Annotated in this window: 10 protein-coding genes; 2 read left to right on the top strand and 8 right to left on the bottom strand. The window is 71.8% G+C overall.

Annotated features, from left to right (window positions below; genetic code table 11):
- Positions 1 to 356: 356 nt before the first annotated feature.
- The 8 genes from J1G43_RS01365 to rpmH form a co-directional block, all read right to left on the bottom strand.
- Complete coding sequence (locus tag J1G43_RS01365) at positions 357 to 1,568, bottom strand: ParB/RepB/Spo0J family partition protein (RefSeq protein WP_207340049.1); 1,212 nt, start codon at positions 1,566 to 1,568, stop codon at positions 357 to 359.
- Positions 1,565 to 2,617, bottom strand: coding sequence for a ParA family protein (locus J1G43_RS01360; RefSeq protein ID WP_372434870.1), 1,053 nt, complete (start codon positions 2,615 to 2,617; stop codon positions 1,565 to 1,567). The genes J1G43_RS01365 and J1G43_RS01360 overlap by 4 nt, the downstream gene beginning before the upstream one ends.
- Before the next feature lie 1,195 nt (positions 2,618 to 3,812).
- Entirely contained in the window at positions 3,813 to 4,499 is a 687-nt protein-coding gene (gene rsmG / locus J1G43_RS01355) for a 16S rRNA (guanine(527)-N(7))-methyltransferase RsmG (RefSeq protein WP_207377794.1), read from the bottom strand.
- A 4,554-nt stretch (positions 4,500 to 9,053) separates the two neighbouring features.
- Complete coding sequence (locus tag J1G43_RS01350) at positions 9,054 to 9,566, bottom strand: R3H domain-containing nucleic acid-binding protein (protein ID WP_207340051.1); 513 nt, start codon at positions 9,564 to 9,566, stop codon at positions 9,054 to 9,056.
- A 59-nt stretch (positions 9,567 to 9,625) separates the two neighbouring features.
- On the bottom strand, positions 9,626 to 10,801 hold the full coding sequence (gene yidC, locus J1G43_RS01345; RefSeq protein WP_207340052.1) for a membrane protein insertase YidC: 1,176 nt from the start codon (positions 10,799 to 10,801) through the stop codon (positions 9,626 to 9,628).
- Positions 10,802 to 10,823: 22 nt separating this feature from the next.
- Complete coding sequence (gene yidD, locus J1G43_RS01340) at positions 10,824 to 11,120, bottom strand: membrane protein insertion efficiency factor YidD (protein ID WP_207340053.1); 297 nt, start codon at positions 11,118 to 11,120, stop codon at positions 10,824 to 10,826.
- A complete protein-coding gene (gene rnpA, locus J1G43_RS01335; RefSeq protein ID WP_207340054.1) occupies positions 11,117 to 11,488 on the bottom strand; it encodes a ribonuclease P protein component in 372 nt (123 codons plus the stop codon). The genes yidD and rnpA overlap by 4 nt, the downstream gene beginning before the upstream one ends.
- A gap of 11 nt (positions 11,489 to 11,499) precedes the next feature.
- Positions 11,500 to 11,637: a 50S ribosomal protein L34 gene (gene rpmH / locus J1G43_RS01330; RefSeq protein ID WP_191783193.1), complete on the bottom strand. Its 138-nt coding sequence runs from the start codon at positions 11,635 to 11,637 to the stop codon at positions 11,500 to 11,502.
- A gap of 547 nt (positions 11,638 to 12,184) precedes the next feature.
- On the opposite strand from rpmH, the gene dnaA reads away from it, so the two are divergent.
- Both dnaA and dnaN read left to right on the top strand, forming a co-directional pair.
- Positions 12,185 to 13,732, top strand: coding sequence for a chromosomal replication initiator protein DnaA (dnaA, locus tag J1G43_RS01325; protein ID WP_207340055.1), 1,548 nt, complete (start codon positions 12,185 to 12,187; stop codon positions 13,730 to 13,732).
- A 1,230-nt stretch (positions 13,733 to 14,962) separates the two neighbouring features.
- Complete coding sequence (gene dnaN, locus J1G43_RS01320; protein WP_207340056.1) at positions 14,963 to 16,093, top strand: DNA polymerase III subunit beta; 1,131 nt, start codon at positions 14,963 to 14,965, stop codon at positions 16,091 to 16,093.
- The last annotated feature ends 55 nt before the right edge of the window (positions 16,094 to 16,148 follow it).

Raw genomic sequence — 16,148 nt, 5'->3', positions numbered from 1 at the left:
GACCGCCAGGGTGCGTGCGTGTGACTGCGGACGCGGCGGGCCCGGAGCACGGCGCACTGCCGGACCGGCGGGTCGGCGCAGCCGGCAGCTGTCCGTTCCCGGGCACCGTCGCTGGGCCCCGACCTCGTCCCCGAGGCCCCGTGCCGACGCCAGGAGGGCACGTTCGGCGTTCTCCCAGCGCCTTCGAGACGCCGTTCCGGCTCGGCACGAGCGCCGCGCGCGTCCGGTGCGCCGCTCTCAGGGCTTCCTGGAGAACTCGCGGGCGTGATGTGAACGCTCACATCGCGCGTGCTTCGTCAGGAAGGCATCGTTCGGAACCGCGAACGCCGGCCCGAGCGATGCCTCGGGCACCCCGCTCAGGTCCGGAGCACTCCCGGATCCTCGGGCGCGAGCGACGCAAGGATGCGGTTGAGGTCCTGCACGGACGCGAACTCGACCGTGAGCTTCCCGCGGGTCTTGCCGAGGTCGACCTTGACGCGCGTCTCGAACCTGTCGGAGAGACGGGTCGCGAGCTCGTCGAGGGCCTCGTTGCGGATGCCGGCCCGCGCACGCGGCCTGCGCGTCGGTGCGGACTCGTCGCCACCGAGCGACACGATCTCCTCGACCGCGCGGACGGACAGCCCCTCCGAGACGATCCGCTGAGCAAGGCGCTCGATCGCGGCACCGTCGCTCAGTCCCAGCAGCGCCCGGGCGTGACCTGCCGACAGCACGCCCGCGGCGACGCGGCGCTGCACGAGCGGGGGCAGGCGCAGCAGGCGCAGCGTGTTCGAGATCTGCGGGCGGGACCGGTGGATTCGCGTGGCGAGCTGCTCGTGCGTGCAGCCGAAGTCGTCGAGGAGCTGCTGGTACGCGGCGGCCTCCTCGAGCGGGTTCAGCTGCGAGCGGTGCAGGTTCTCCAGCAACGCGTCGCGCAGCAGGTCGGAGTCCTCGGTGTCGCGGATGATCGCAGGGATCGTCGTGAGACCGGCCTCCTGCGTGGCCCGCCAGCGCCGCTCCCCCATGATCAGCTCGTAGCCGTCGTCGACGGCACGCACCACGACCGGCTGCAGAACTCCGACCTCGCGGATCGAGCCGACCAGCTCACCGAGGGCGTCCTCGTCGAACACCTGCCGCGGCTGCCGCGGGTTGGGGCGGATCGAACCGACCGGGAGCTCAGCGAACCGGGCGCCCGGCACCGGCACCAGACCGTCGACGTCGGCTGCCACCCAGTCGCTCGACGGTCCGCTAGGCGCGGCGGGTGCCGCAGCGGAGCCCTCGCCAGCTGTCGCCTCGGCCCCGTGACCTGCGGCGTCGCCCGTCGAGACGCCGTCGCCCGGGACCGGGACCACGTCGCCCGGCACGGTCGGGACCGCCGTGGCACCAGCGGTGGCGGACACGTCCGGCACTGCCGTTGCGGCGTCCACCGATGCGCTCACCGCGGTTGCGGCGTCGGCCGCAGCGGCCTCCGTCTTGCGGTTGTCGGGGAAGAACACGTCCACCGGGCGGTCGCCGGTGCTGCGCGGTGTGTCGAGCCCAGTCGGGATGAGGGCTCCCAGACCGCGGCCGAGACCGCGTCGCTTCTCGCTCACTGATCCTCCTGTGCGGACCCGGCCGGCACACCGGCGGGGATGTCGTTGCGTGCGGCGCCGGGGGCGGCGCGCTCGGCCAGCTCGCGTGCGGCCTCGAGGTAGGCGAGCGCACCGGAGGAGCCGCCGTCGTACGTCATGACGGTCTGCCCGTAGCTCGGCGCCTCCGAGATGCGCACGGAGCGCGGCACGGTCGTGCGCAGCGTGCGCTCCGGGAAGTGGGTGCGGACCTCCTCGGCCACCTGCTGGGCGAGGTTCGTCCGTGCGTCGTACATGGTCAGCAGGATCGTCGAGACCGAGAGATGGGGGTTGAGGTGCGCCTGGATCAGCTCGATCGTCTTCAACAGCTGAGACAGACCCTCAAGTGCGTAGTACTCGCACTGGATCGGGATGAGTACCTCGCGCGCCACCACGAACGCGTTGATGGTGAGCAGACCGAGGCTGGGTGGGCAGTCCACGAAGACGTAGTCGATCTGCTCGAGCCCCTGGGTCGTGCGCCAGTCGAGGTAGACGTCGAGCGCCGTCCGCAGTCGGGTCTCGCGCGCGACCATCGAGACGAGCTCGATCTCGGCGCCGGACAGGTCGATCGTCGCGGGCAGGCACCACAGACCGGGGACGTCCGGGCTCTCCTGGACGGCCTCGTGCATGGGCGCACCGTCGACGAGGACCTCGTAGATCGACGGCGTTCCGGCCCGGTGATCGATGCCGAGTGCGGTGGACGCGTTGCCCTGCGGGTCGTTGTCCAGCACGAGGACCTGCAGCCCGGCCTGGGCCAGCGCCGCTGCGAGGTTCACCGTGGTGGTCGTCTTGCCGACGCCACCCTTCTGGTTGGCGACGGTGATCACGCGCGTCCGCTCGGGGCGGGGGAACTTGCGCCCCTTGAGCTCGATGCGGCGTCGGGCGTCGAGCTGCAGCTCGGCCAGCAGCGGCGTGTCCGCCGAGGGCCTCGGCAAGCTGTCCACGAGCGCCGCGCGCCGTGCCTCCTCCGTGTCGGTGTCGCCGCCGAGCCCGGAGCGGTCGGTCACGCCGGCGCGCGCCGGAAGGTCTTCCACTGTTCCTCTTTCGTCGTCGTGCACCGCAGCAGCGGCATCAGTGCTGGTCAGCGCGTCGCCGGGCGTGGCTGTAGGACCGGTGCCCGCGGGTGCCACGTCGATCGCGGTGCCGGTGGACGAACCCGTCGGCTGTGCTTCGCCAGGTCCACCCTGCGACTCCGGCTCCGCACCCGGGAGCACGCCGGCAGTCGTCGAGACCTTCGGGTCAGTCGCACCGGAGTTCGACGCGGACACCGCCGCGCCGGACTCCGCCGGCGTCGCGGCGGTCTCCTGCCACGGGTACGCCGCTCCCATGTCCGCCACGGAAAGCGGCTGCGGGCGGCCTTGGCGTCGCGCCCGGACCTCATCACCCAGTGGCGACACCGGGCCGGTTGCCGCGGTTCCACGTGAAACGTCGGCCGGGGTGTCGCCTTCACTTCCGCGCGCGACGGCCGGCTGAGTGGAGCGGAGGGCCTCGCCAGATGCATCGAGGCCGGCTGCGCTCGACTGGGTCGCTCCGGCTGCAGGAACGGCCGACGAGCCGGTTTCACGTGGAACCGGACGCACTGCGGTCCCACCCGCGTGTTCACCGTGCATGTCCGACGCCACCGGTGCCGTTTCACGTGAAACAGGATCGCCAGCCGTGGTGGCGTCAGACACCGCGTCCAGCGGCGTGCCCTCGGACGGCGCTTCTGCCGGAGCTGCGTCCGGGGCTCCATGGCCCGCGCCGACAGACGTCGAGTGCGCGGACGTATCGACAGCTGCGATCGACGCGGTCGCAGCCGCGACGGTGAGGTCAGCGGGCGTCCACCGGGGCGAACCGCCCCGGGTCGCCGCGCCCTCCCCCGTCGACAGGGGGCCGTCGGACGAGCGGGGGTCAGCGACCCGGACAGTGCCGGCGTCCGTCGACTCGGCGACAGCCTCGGCGACGGGCTGACCTGCACCGTCGCGGTTGTTCAGACCGGGCGCGACAGCCGGTCCCGGTGCAGCGACAGGCTCAGCGCGCCAGACCTCACCATTGCCGGCGTCCCGCGCTTCACCCTGCTGGGACGGGGGGCCGGACGTGTGGTCGGCGTCGGCAGCACCCGCGACAGCCGCCGTCCCATGAGCGGAGGCACCCGGGTCACGGACGGGATCCGGGTGTGCGCTGGCAGCGGCATGCGACTGCGCGGCGGCCGCGCGCTCGGCGGCCTCCCGCTCCTCGCGGCGCTTCTTCCTACCGAACACGCGGACCCCTTCCTCGTACTGCCGTCACGATCCGCGTCGGCTCGGTGCCGGCGATCGTGATCGCCTCGTGCACCTCTCCGTCCGTCAGGCCCAGCTTTCGCATCACGGGTGCCGCCTCGGCGAGCTCGTCTCCGGCGCGGGCGCCCTTCATCGCGACGATGCGGCCACCCACTCGCACCAGAGGCACCGTCCACCGGTACAGCTTGTCGAGTGACGCGACGGCTCGTGCCGTGACTGCGTCCGCCTCGACGGCGCCGTCCAGCTCCTGCGCCCGCGCCCTACGGATGTCGACGTTGGTGAGCCCGGTGCGCTCGACGACGTCCATGAGCCAGGTGACACGTCGTTCCATCGGCTCGACCAGCATGACCTCGGCGTCGGGACGCATCGCCGCGACGACGATGCCGGGCAGCCCTGCGCCGGACCCGATGTCGACGATGAGCCCGGATCGCGGCAGGAACGGGACGACCGCTGCAGAGTTGAGCAGGTGACGCTCCCAGAGCCGCGGGAGCTCCCGCGGTCCGAGCAGACCGCGCAGCTCTCCCTCTTCTTTCAAGAAGGCGTGGTACGCGTCCACAGCCGGCCACGCGTCGCCGAAGAACTCGGGCAGACGCGCGTCCCCGTCCCACGGGTCGGCAAGCAGCTCGCTGCCTGCGTCAGCGCCCGTTCCGTCTGGCACCCGGTCGCTCCTGTTCCACGTGAAACGAACATCGTCGCGACCTGAGGGCCCCCTAGGAGAGTCGCCTCGTCATCGCGGGCCTACGCTACCCCGCCGGACACCCGCACGACCGCTGCCCCTCCGTCCTGTGCGTAGCGGATCAGGGTCGACCGCACGCGGTCGTCCGGTGCCTGCCGGCTCGACAGGCAGTCGCGCCGGCCGAGACCGCACGTGGCCCGCCCCCACCGGCAGCATCTGCGTCGGCCCGGCACCTCGCCTCGTGCCGGCGGGGAGGTCGGATGCGGCGTGAATGCGCTGGTCAGCGCATCACCGGCCATATGCGGGCCCGCACGTCGCCGGGCACGTGCCGGCGTGTGGCTGCGCCTCCGGTGCAGGCCCCCGGCGACAGCAGACGGCAGTCCGCGTGTGCGTGAGGCACTCCCGCGCTCCACACGCGTGCGCGACGCACCGGCTTGCTCCACACAGGTGCGCGAGGGAATCCGCGTACTCCCCGCGCGGGGTGCGCTGCTGGTTGCCTCGGCGTCCTGCCGCCGGTCACTCGCCGTAGTTCGCCTCATGGCATCGCCCAGCACCGCGTGCGGCGCGCGCGTGATCGTGGCCGGCTCCGGATGACGCACCGGGCCACCACGACAGGCCACGCACCTGCTCGTGATCCCTTCAGGGCGGCGGCTCATCGTCGTCACTGCCTCTCGGACGACCACCGTGCCCGTCCGAGTCCTGCCACGACGGTCCCGTTCCCGCAGTACCCCCCGCTCTCCCGGATCCGGTGCGGCGAGGAGTCCGCCCGGTGCGAAGCGCCACAGAGACCTGCGCGTACCGGCTCCTCCGAGATCTCCCACGGCGGTCCGCGCAGTGCCCTCCACAGCGAGCCCGTGCGCACCCTGCCCCCGCGGGTGCCTGCGGAGTCCTCGCCGGCAGTTCCCTCCGTACCCTGCCCCACCGGGTCCCGCCCGAGTCCTCGCCCGCAGTTCCCACCGCACCACGCCCACCGGGTCCCCCGAGTCCTCGCCCGCAGTTCCCTCCGCAGCTGCGCCCGCGCCACTCCCACCGCGAACCGTGCCCCCCGCGGTCCCTCGGGTCCGCCGCCAGTTCACTCCGCACGGTGACCTCCGGGGTCCCCCAAGTCCTCGCCGGCCGTTCACTCCGCGCCCTGCCCCCCGAGCCGCCAGAGCGATCGCGTCCGCGCCATCCGCGCTTGTCCGCACACGGTTCCCGTTTCCCCGAGGCCTGTCACCCCGGCCCACGCACAACGAACGGGCCTTGCCGTATGGGCTCTGCCCGGCGTCGCTGGGCGGCGCGTTCGTCGGGAGGCAGCCAGGTCTCAGACCCGTGGCACACGGAGGCATACGGGTCGGTTCGCGCGCCTCAGACCGAGCTGACCACGACCCGCGGGCCAGTGCGGTGCCGTCGACGCCTCATACGGGGTCGGGCGTTTCACGTGAATCGACAACGGGTGCAGGTCCGGCTGCCGCGAGTCTCACCTTCCACGTGAACCAGCCCCCGCCTAGGTCACGCGGGCGCGTGCACTGCCCCCGTCGTCGTTCCACGTGGAACACGTGGCGGACGTGAGCGGCCTGGGTCTCGGGGCACGGTGCACGGGAGAGTGTCTGGGCTGACCCGATGCCCCGTCCGATCTTGCCGACGCCGGCCCGGGTCTCGGAGTTCGCTGCCGGCAGCGAGACCGGTCTCCAGGCAACGCACGCCCCGCTCATGTCAGCAGGGGGTTGCAGACCGGAGGATGTCGAGGTGCGTCGGTCACCGCGCACGTCGACGCGCGGGATGTTTGTTCCTCCACGATGTTGACCGCTTCCCACCGCAGCCCACTCCCCCTCAGGCGCCCCTCGGGCTCTTGTGCGAGGGCTCCTCATAGCGCCCCTCACGGGTCCGCCTGAGCCCGGCCGCACGGCCCCCGCGGACGCTGCCTGCGCGCTCCCGTCCTGCACATACCGCAGCCGCCCGTCCGTCGGAGGCAGTCCCGCGCAACCGGCGCCGACCAGCACGGCGGCATGGCGCACCACGCCCGTCGGAGCCCCCGCCCGCGCACGGGCCTTCGAGGAAGGGAGCAAGGCACACGTCTGCGTCGCGATCCGACGCACCCCTCGTCCCCTCGATCACGCGCCGGCCGTGGAGACACAGTCCTCGACTCGTCCAACGTCTGGAGTGGTCGTCGTCGCCGGGACGCGGATCACCGGGGCGCCGCACCCTTGTCGGAGGGGCAAGAGATGCCTGGGGCCGGAACCGGCAGGGACCGCACGTCGACCGTCGTCCCCCGCGATGTGAGCCGACATCCTCCGCGACCCGCCGGCTCCCCTGCCCGGGCGACACAGCGCGCTCGGCACGGCGCCTGGCGCGACCGTCTCGGTCATGCCGTGGACACGAGCGGACGCAGGAGACCCCGGACGCTGCCGAGCCGGTCCGGTTGCTCCGCGGGTGGCACCGCCAGCTCGGTCATCGGAGCCCATGCGCAGAACGCTGCGGCGCGGCGGGCCCCGGTACTGCCCGTACCCCGCGCTCTTCCCAGGGGCCCGTGTCGTGGTCAGGCCCGATCGTGACGCCAGAGGCCATGGAGCCACGTGCGCCGACCCCTTCCGCCCTGATGACAGCGAGGGACGCGGGCACCCCAGGAAGGTCTACGCGGTTCGCACATACGTTGGCGAGACCCAACGACTGCACGCTCCCTGTGGTCATCCTCGAGCGTCGAACGTCCGACTGGTGCGTGCCAGCCGGGACGAGCTACCCCTGCGGCTGTGCCGCCCGCCGCGCTGGAGTTCCGGGCGGACGGGCGCCGTGATCCCTGAGCACGTCCCACCCTGCCTCCGGCGGTGCCGGCTGCGGTGTTCGGTGGCGCGCTCGGCAGCGTGGACGGCCCACGGGCGCGAGGCGTCTGCGAGGAAGTGGACGTTCCACGTGAAACAGACGTCTGCGGCCTGGTGTGCGGGAGTGGTGTCAGCGCGGGGCGCAGCGCTGGGGGGCCGCTCCCGCGAGGGCAGTCCGCTCTTCCGCATGAACCGCGGTTCGTCGGATGTGCCCTGGGCGGTTCGGCGTGGCGTGCGGTCTGTTCACGGAAGAGCGGCGCCACGCGGGATCACCATCGGCTCCTCAGCCGATCCCGGCAGGCGTATGAGCGGTGGAGGGGCGAACATGGCCGGCGACGAAAAGTGTTCCGCTCACTCGTCGAAGCCAACGTCGACGTGCCGCTCCTCCTCCGGCGCGGCGCGTCCGTCGTTGAGGCGCCGCGTGCAGCGAGCTCCGCCCGCGGGTCGTCGCTGATCAGGTTCTCCGTGACCGCGGCGCTGATGACTCGTCACGAGGGCTACCCACACGGGCGGGTCGGCAGGAGCAGGGCAGCGATGTGCGACTCCTGCGCGACTGCGCCCTCAGAAAGCGTCGCGCGCTTGCGGCATGTCGCCTGTTCCACGTGAAACGGCCGCCGCCGACCACACCGGCTCGAACGCCCCGCCTGCCGCACATCACACCCGCGAACGGGACGGCCCGTCCCGCGGCGTGCCGCCGCGCCGCGCAAGCCCAGGTACTCCCGGCGGTGGGCGGTGGTGACGTTCCACGTGGAACACCCACCCACCCGTTCGCACCGACTGAAACCCCTGCAGCACGCACCCGTGCCCGCGAGCCGACCGGCCGTGAGCAGGCGCTCCCCCGCGGATCGCCGGGCGATCCTGCGCTCGCTGCCCGTCGGCCGCCCCCGGTCCACCGGCGGGAGGCGGCTGGGCCGCGTCTCCCAGGACGCGCGCCGTGAGGGCGGACCGATCGGTGTGGGACACGCGGCGATCCAGGCTCCCGTACCAGTGGTCGAGTCGATCAGCATCGCCTCGCATCCACACCCCTGTGCCCGCACATCACGGTGCTTGGTCCGTTCGTCGATCGCAGCGACGTCGCGAACACCTCGTGGCCGCCACCCGTGACGTGCTGGAACCTGTCCGGACCCTCGACCTCGAGCTGTCCGTGATCTCGCACTTCATGGGCGGGCTCACGTATCTGGCGTGCGAGCCGACCGAGCCCTTCTCCCAGCTCACGGAGATGTTCGCCGCTGCACTTCCCCCAGTGGCTGCCGCACGGAGGGGTGTTGGAGGACGTCGACCCTCTCCTGTCGATCGGTGAGGCGCGCCCAGAACCCGAGGTCGCCGTGTTCCGCGAGCTGCTCCGATCAGCGCGACGTGCGGCGAGGTGACCCTCACCTGGTGTGGGCGCCACGCACTCCCCGCCGCGCGCACTCGTTCCACGTGAAACACGGGTCGGGACGACGGCTGCCACTGGACTCCTGCGCATCGGTCGCGCTGGCTCCACCACGCCACGTCACCGCGAGGCCGGTTTCCCTCTCGCCCGACGCGCGCGCTGTTCCACGTGAAACCCGCCGGGTTGCTCCTGCGCCTCATCCACGAGAAGGCCGGCCGCCCCGCCATCCAGCGTGAGCACTCCGCCGCCCTGGAGGCACCCGCGCACGACATGCCACGTGCACCGGACCGGCAACACGGGCCCCGGGGACGACGAAGGGGCGGGAGGCCGCAGCCTCCCGCCCCTCACGTGTGCGCGACCGGCTCAGGCCGGACGGATCACCACGCGCCGTTCGGGCTCGACGCCCTCGGAGTCGCTCACGAGCCCGGCCTCGGCCACGGCGTCGTGCACCACCTTGCGCTCGAACGGGTTCATCGGGTCGAGCGTCACCGGTCCGCCCTCGGCCTTCACCCGCTCGATCGCCACCCGCGCGACCTCGACGAGAGCGGTCCTGCGCTCCGCCCGGTAGCCGGCGATGTCCAGCATCAGGCGGGACCTCTCGCCCGTCTTCGTCTGCACAGCGAGCCGCGTCAGCTCCTGCAGTGCATCGAGCACCTCGCCGTCCGCCCCGACCAGGCGGCGCAGCGAGTCGTCCGCCACGTCCTCCGCCACGATCTCGACCGCGGCACGGCCGTGCTCGACGTCGATGTCGATGTCCCCGTCGAGGTCCGCGATGTCGAGGAACTCCTCGAGGTAGTCGGCGGCGATCTCGCCCTCCTCCTCGAGACGCGTGACGAGGTCGCCGTCCTGCACCGTGCTCGTCTCCGAAGTACCCATCTCTTCTCCGTTCAGGGAAGTCGCACCCACGGCGGCCCACCCGGGCCGGTGAGCGGTGGTCAGGACGCGGCGGGGCCCTCGGCCTGGCCGGAGGACGGACTCTTGCGCTTCTTCTTCTTGCCTGCCGTCGTCGTGGTCGTGGTCGGAGCATCCTCCACCGCGGCCGGCTCGTCCGTGACGACGTCATCGACGGCGGCGTCGGACGGCGCGGCGTCGGACGGCGCGATGTCGGACGGCGCGATGTCGGACGTGCGTCCCCCGGGCTGCGCAGGACGGGCCTTCGCGCGCTCCTTGCGCTTCGGCTGCGGCCGCTGACCTCGGGGCTTCTCCTCGATCACGACCGTGCTGGAAGCATCGGGCTCGATGACCTTGCCCCGAGCCGCCGCCTTCTTGGCCTGACGCGCCTTGAACGCCTTCTCCGCCTCGGAGCCGGGCGCCGGCATGCGCCGGATCGTGTAGAACTGCTGGCCCATCGACCACAGGTTGGTGGTGGTCCAGTAGATGAGCACACCGATCGGGAAGTTCACGCCGGAGAACGCGAAGATCAGCGGCAGCATGTAGAGCAGGATCTTCTGCTGCTGCGCCATGGGGCCCTGCAGGGCCGCCGGCGGCATGTTCTTCATCGTGAGCTGGCGCTGCGTCGTGAACGTCGTCACCGACATCGCGACGATCAGGACGACCGTGACCACCTGGATGTGCCAGTTGCCGTCGGCCTGCAGGAACGTGCCCGACAGCGGGGCGCCCCAGATCGTGGCCGCCTCGGCCTGCCCGGCGAGCTCCTTGGTCAGCGGTCCGATGCTGTCCGCGCGGTCGTACGTGCCGGCGGCGAGACGCGGCAGCTCGAACAGCACCCGGAACAGCGCGAAGAAGATGGGCGACTGCAGCAGGATCGGCAGGCAGGAGGCGAACGGGTTGGTCCCGTGCTTCTTGTAGAGCTCCATCATCTCGCGGCTCATGGCCTCACGGGACGCGGGGTCACTCTTGCCCTTGTACTTCTTCTGCAGCGCCTGCATCTCGGGCTGCACCAGCTGCATGCCGCGCGAGGCCTTGATCTGCTTGAAGAACAGCGGGATCAGCAGGATCCGCATGACGATCACGAGACCGACGATGGACAGCGCCCACGCGGCGCCGCTGGCCGGGTCGAGACCCACCCAGGTGAGCAGGTCGTGGAAGCGGACCATGAGCCACGCGACCGCGACCATGATGGGCCACAGCAGGCCGTCCATCCATCCCATGAAACAGTGCTCCTCGCGAGCGTCAGTGGGCGGCGCGAGCCGCGTGGTGAGAGGGGTGCGCGTCGCGCGCTGGTGGAACGTCGTCGACGCCACCAGGGTTCCAGGGGTGGCACCGGGCCACCCGCCGGACGGCGAGCCAGCCGCCGCGCAGGGCGCCGTGGCGCCGGACGGCCAGCACCGCGTACTGCGAGCACGACGGGTAGAACCGGCAGGTCGGCGGCGTCAGCGGCGACACGACGCGCTGGTAGACCCACAGCAGGCCGAGCAGCGCGGCACTCGGCAGCCGCCGGACCGTGGACCAGACCGACGCCCAGGTCATGCCGGTGCCCGGTGCTCGTCGCGGCCGGTGAGCCGTCGCCGGGCGGTCGCGAGCGCCTTGTCGAGGTCGCGGCCGAGCTCCCCCGACGACGACGCTGCGGCCGCCGGCTGTGCCCGCACGACGAGCAGTGAGCCGTCGGGGACCTCGTCGAGCCGCGCCGTGACCAGGGCCCGCAGCCGCCGCTTGACCCGGTTGCGGGTCACCGCGTTGCCGACGGCTCTGGACACGACGAGACCGACCACCGGCGGGCCGGGGTCGGTCGAGGTCGTGAGGTGCACGACGAGGGTGTCGCGGCCCCCACGCGCGCCCCGGCGCACCGTCTGCTGGAAGTCGGCAGAGCGGCGCATCCGGTGCGCTGCGGGGAGCACCGGGACGAGCGTCAGGCCGAGAGCTCGGTGCGCCCCTTGCGGCGGCGCGCCGCGAGGATGGCGCGGCCGGCACGCGTCCGCATGCGCAGACGGAAGCCGTGGGTCTTGGCCCGGCGCCGGTTGTTCGGCTGGAAGGTGCGCTTGGTCACGACGTTCTCCACACGTTTGTCGTAGCGATCGCACGCAGTCGCGCGACCAGGTCCTGGTGCCGTGTTCCACCGCTCCAGGGAACGCACGCTGTGAGACGTGCGACGGCGTCAGGGCGCGCCGGACGGAGCCGTTGAAAGGCTGAACCACGTTACGCTCCCGCCCGCGGCGCGGTCAAATGCGTGCACCGCTACCCTTCGCGCCCTGCGGCCCGAGGTCGCCGGTCCTGCGCGATACCCCAGGTCACCGCGTCCACGATACCGCCGGGTGCGGCGTGTCGCGTCTCTCACCCGGTCGCGCGCTTCTGCGCTCCGCCGTGTGGCCGTAGCATCGGCACGTCGCGCCTCCACGGGTGACACCGGGCCCGACCTGACGCGCCCCGACGGCGCGGCTCGCCCGGCGGCGATGCCCCCCGCAGGCGCGGCGACGCACCGGCGGCTGCACCTCGGACGACCCTCCACCCGCGCGCACAGGTGTGGACAACTATGTGGACGACGGTCGCCCGTGCGACACTCAGCCCGCCCGCAGGACCGATCACGAGGTAGGACGTTGTCACAGGACGAAGAGCCGGCCCGCCTCTGGGGGCACGTGGTCGCCAGCCTCGAGGCGAGCCCCGACATCACCCCGCGGCAGCTGGCGTTCGTCCGTCTCGCGCACCCCCTGGGGCTGCTCGACGGCACCATGCTCCTGGCCGTCGGCAACGACCTGACCAAGGAGTACCTCGAGTCGCGTGTCCGCGCCGAGGTCACGCAGGCGCTGACGGAGGCCCTCGGTCGGGAGGCGCGGTTCGCCATCACGGTCGACCCCGAGGTCGCCGACGACGTGCCCCCCGCGCTGCGCGTCGTGCCGCCCGCACAGGCGACCGGCGGGTACGAGCGCAACGGCGAGGTGCGGCCGGACCTCGCGCTGGTCACGTCGCACGGCTTCGGCCGGGACGACACGACCCAGGACGAGGCTCCCCCGCGCGACGACGCGCCGGACCGCGATCAGCACCGCGAGACCCGTCCCGCCCTGCGCGCCGTCGACGGCGACGGCCCCTCGCCTCGCCGCGGTCTCTCGGAGCCCGCGCGGCTGAACCCCAAGTACCTGTTCGAGACCTTCGTCATCGGCTCGTCCAACCGCTTCGCGCACGCGGCCGCCGTCGCCGTCGCCGAGGCACCGGCCAAGGCGTACAACCCGCTGTTCATCTACGGCGACTCGGGGCTGGGCAAGACCCACCTGCTGCACGCGATCGGGCACTACGCGCAGAACCTCTACCCCACCGTGCGGGTGCGGTACGTGAACTCGGAGGAGTTCACCAACGACTTCATCAACTCCATCGGCGAGGGCAAGGCCGGCGCGTTCCAGCGCCGCTACCGCGAGGTCGACGTCCTGCTCATCGACGACATCCAGTTCCTGCAGGGCAAGGAACAGACGATGGAGGAGTTCTTCCACACGTTCAACACGCTCCACAACGCGAGCAAGCAGGTCGTCATCACCTCCGACGTCCCGCCCAAGCAGCTCAACGGGTTCGAGGACCGGATGCGGTCCCGGTTCGAGTGGGGCCTGATCACCGACGTGCAGCCGCCGGACCTCGAGACCCGCATCGCGATCCTGCGCAAGAAGGCCGCGAGCGAGCGGCTGCAGGCGCCGGACGACGTGCTGGAGTACATCGCGTCGCGGATCTCGACCAACATCCGCGAGCTCGAGGGTGCCCTCATCCGCGTCACCGCGTTCGCCAACCTGAACCGGCAGCTGGTCGACGTGTCGCTCGCGGAGATCGTCCTGAAGGACCTCATCACCGACGACCAGACGCAGGAGATCACCGCCACGACGGTCATCGGCCAGACGGCGGCGTACTTCGGCCTGTCGATCGAGGACCTCTGCGGCTCGAGCCGATCGCGCGTGCTGGTCACCGCGCGGCAGATCGCCATGTACCTGTGCCGGGAGCTCACGGACCTGTCCCTGCCGAAGATCGGACAGGCCTTCGGCGGGCGGGACCACACCACGGTCATGCACGCGAACCGGAAGATCCGCGAGCTCATGGCCGAGCGTCGCTCGATCTACAACCAGGTCACGGAGCTGACCAACCGCATCAAGCAGCAGCACCGCGGCTGACGCCCGCGGACGGCACGCAGGGGCGCCCGCCGGCAGTACCGCCCGTGCGTCCTCGCGGCCGTGCCCCACGGTCAACTCCTGAGGGCATGCTCCGGGTGGGTCCTGACGGCCCTGCTCAGGCGGGCCCCGCCGGCCTGCCCCGGTGGCTCCTGGCACCCGCCCACGGGGTCCTGGTGGTCGCCCTGACGAGTCCCTCCGGCCAGCCCTGACGAGCCCCTCCGACCAGCCCTGACGAGCCCCTGCCGGCCTGCCCGTGCTGGTCGTCAGCGACCCACGGGCCAGCCCGCAGCTCTTCGGGCGAACGGCACGGCATCCCGCGAGGCTCCCGCCACGACGCGCCGGACTCCCCCGCCGCCACCGGCGCGGTGACGCCGGTCACCCCGCCGGGCGGCCCGGGCGCGCACCCGACGCCGAGCACCGGAGCCCGACCCGGGACGACGCCTCCGCACGACACGTCCCCACCTGGGGACGAGATGGTCGGACTGTCCGTTTCTCTCCACCGGTGATCCGGGTTGTCCACAGGTTTGCCCACCGCCTGGGGACATTTGTGAAGCAGTTCACCCGGACGCCCACGAGCCTGTGGACAACTGACCTGCTGCGCGAGTCCTTAGCCCTCTGAACTGCACAAACGTTCCGACGAGCCGGCCCGGCGACCACGGCGCGCACGTCATGCGGACCCGTCTGGACCGCGCGTCCATGAGAGGACTCTCACCACCAAACCCGGACAAGTGTCTTGACGGGGCTGTGGACATGCGGGTGAAACACGCATGGGACGAATGTTCACACCTGTGTACACACCTGTGGACGACGGTGGACGACACCCACAAGACCTGTGGACCCGGGGGTGCCCGTCGGTGGACACGGATCGACGACTTCGGGGGCGTCCACCCCCGTCCACCGGGGCAGCGTCCTGCGTCCCCACTCGCCGCACAAGACGATATGCCTTCTGACCTGCATGAAGACGCGTCGTCCACATGATCAACACCCCCGATGACGACGACGACCCATTCACCAGGAAGAGATCCACACACCGACGTGGGGTGCGCTGGTGCGACGGCCGGGGCCCGGCCGGGACGCCAGGAAGAACCGACGACCTCGCACGGTGTACCCGGCGTCGGACGTGTCGCGTAGTCTTCGGCTCAGCCCCACCAGCGCCCGCCGTCGTGCCCGCCCGTGCCTCTCGGCACGCCGCGCACGAGCCGGACGGGCCGGACGACGAGAAGGTGATGCATGAGGTTCCGCGTCGATCGTGACGTGCTCGCCGATGCCGTCACGTGGACCGCACGCAGCCTGCCGACCCGCCCGCCGGTCCCCGTCCTGGCGGGCGTGCGCATCGAGGCGGACACCACCGGCACGATCCAGCTCTCGAGCTTCGACTACGAGGTCTCGGCCCGTGCGCAGCTCCCGGCGGACGTGAGCGAGCCGGGCACCGTCCTCGTCTCCGGGCGTCTGCTCGCCGAGATCTCGCGCTCCCTGCCGGCCAAGCCGGTGGACGTCGTCCTCGACGGCACGAAGGTGCAGGTCACGTGCGGTGCGAGCCGGTTCACGCTGCTGACGATGCCCGTCGAGGACTACCCCAACCTGCCGGTGATGCCGGAGGTCACGGGCACCGTCGACGGTGACGAGCTGACGCACGCCGTCGCGCAGGTGTCCGTGGCGGCCAGCCGGGACGACACCCTGCCGCTGCTCACCGGTGTGCGCGTGGAGATCGAGGGCGAGAAGGTCACGCTGCTGGCGACCGACCGCTACCGCCTCGCGCTGCGCGAGATGACGTGGAAGCCCACCAACCCGGGCGTCGAGGCCGTCGCCCTGGTGCGGGCGCGCACGCTGTCGGACGCCGCCAAGTCGCTCGGCGGCTCGGGCTCGGTGTCGGTGGCGCTGTCCACCGGCGGCGGTGTCGACCTCATCGGGTTCGAGGCCGGCGGTCGGCAGACCACCAGCCTGCTGGTCGACGGCGACTACCCGCCCGTGCGCCGGCTGTTCCCGGACGAGACCCCTATCCACGCCATCGTCAACACGCAGGCGCTCGCCGAGGCCGCCAAGCGCGTCGCCCTCGTGGCCGAGCGCAACACGCCCATCCGGCTGACGTTCAGCGAGGGGCAGGTCGTGCTCGACGCCGGGCAGGGTGACGACGCGCAGGCGTCGGAGGCCCTCGAGGCCGTCCTCGTCGGCGACGACATCTCGGTGGCGTTCAACCCGCAGTTCCTGGCCGACGGCCTGGGCGCCCTGGACACGACGTTCGTCCGGATGTCGTTCACGCACCCGAACAAGCCCGTCGAGTTCACGGGCCAGGAGTCGCTGGAGAGCGACGACCGCAAGGACTACCGCTACCTGCTGGTGCCGATCCGCTTCTCGAGCTGACCCCCGCGCGGCGGGGCCGTGTGTACGGCACAGTGACCGGGTCGGGCCCGGACGG

Source organism: Cellulomonas sp. zg-ZUI22 (genome assembly GCF_017353535.1).
Lineage (GTDB): Bacteria > Actinomycetota > Actinomycetes > Actinomycetales > Cellulomonadaceae > Cellulomonas > Cellulomonas wangleii.
The sequence above is the reverse complement of the archived record's forward strand: the minus strand, read 5'-3'. Positions and strand labels throughout refer to the sequence as shown.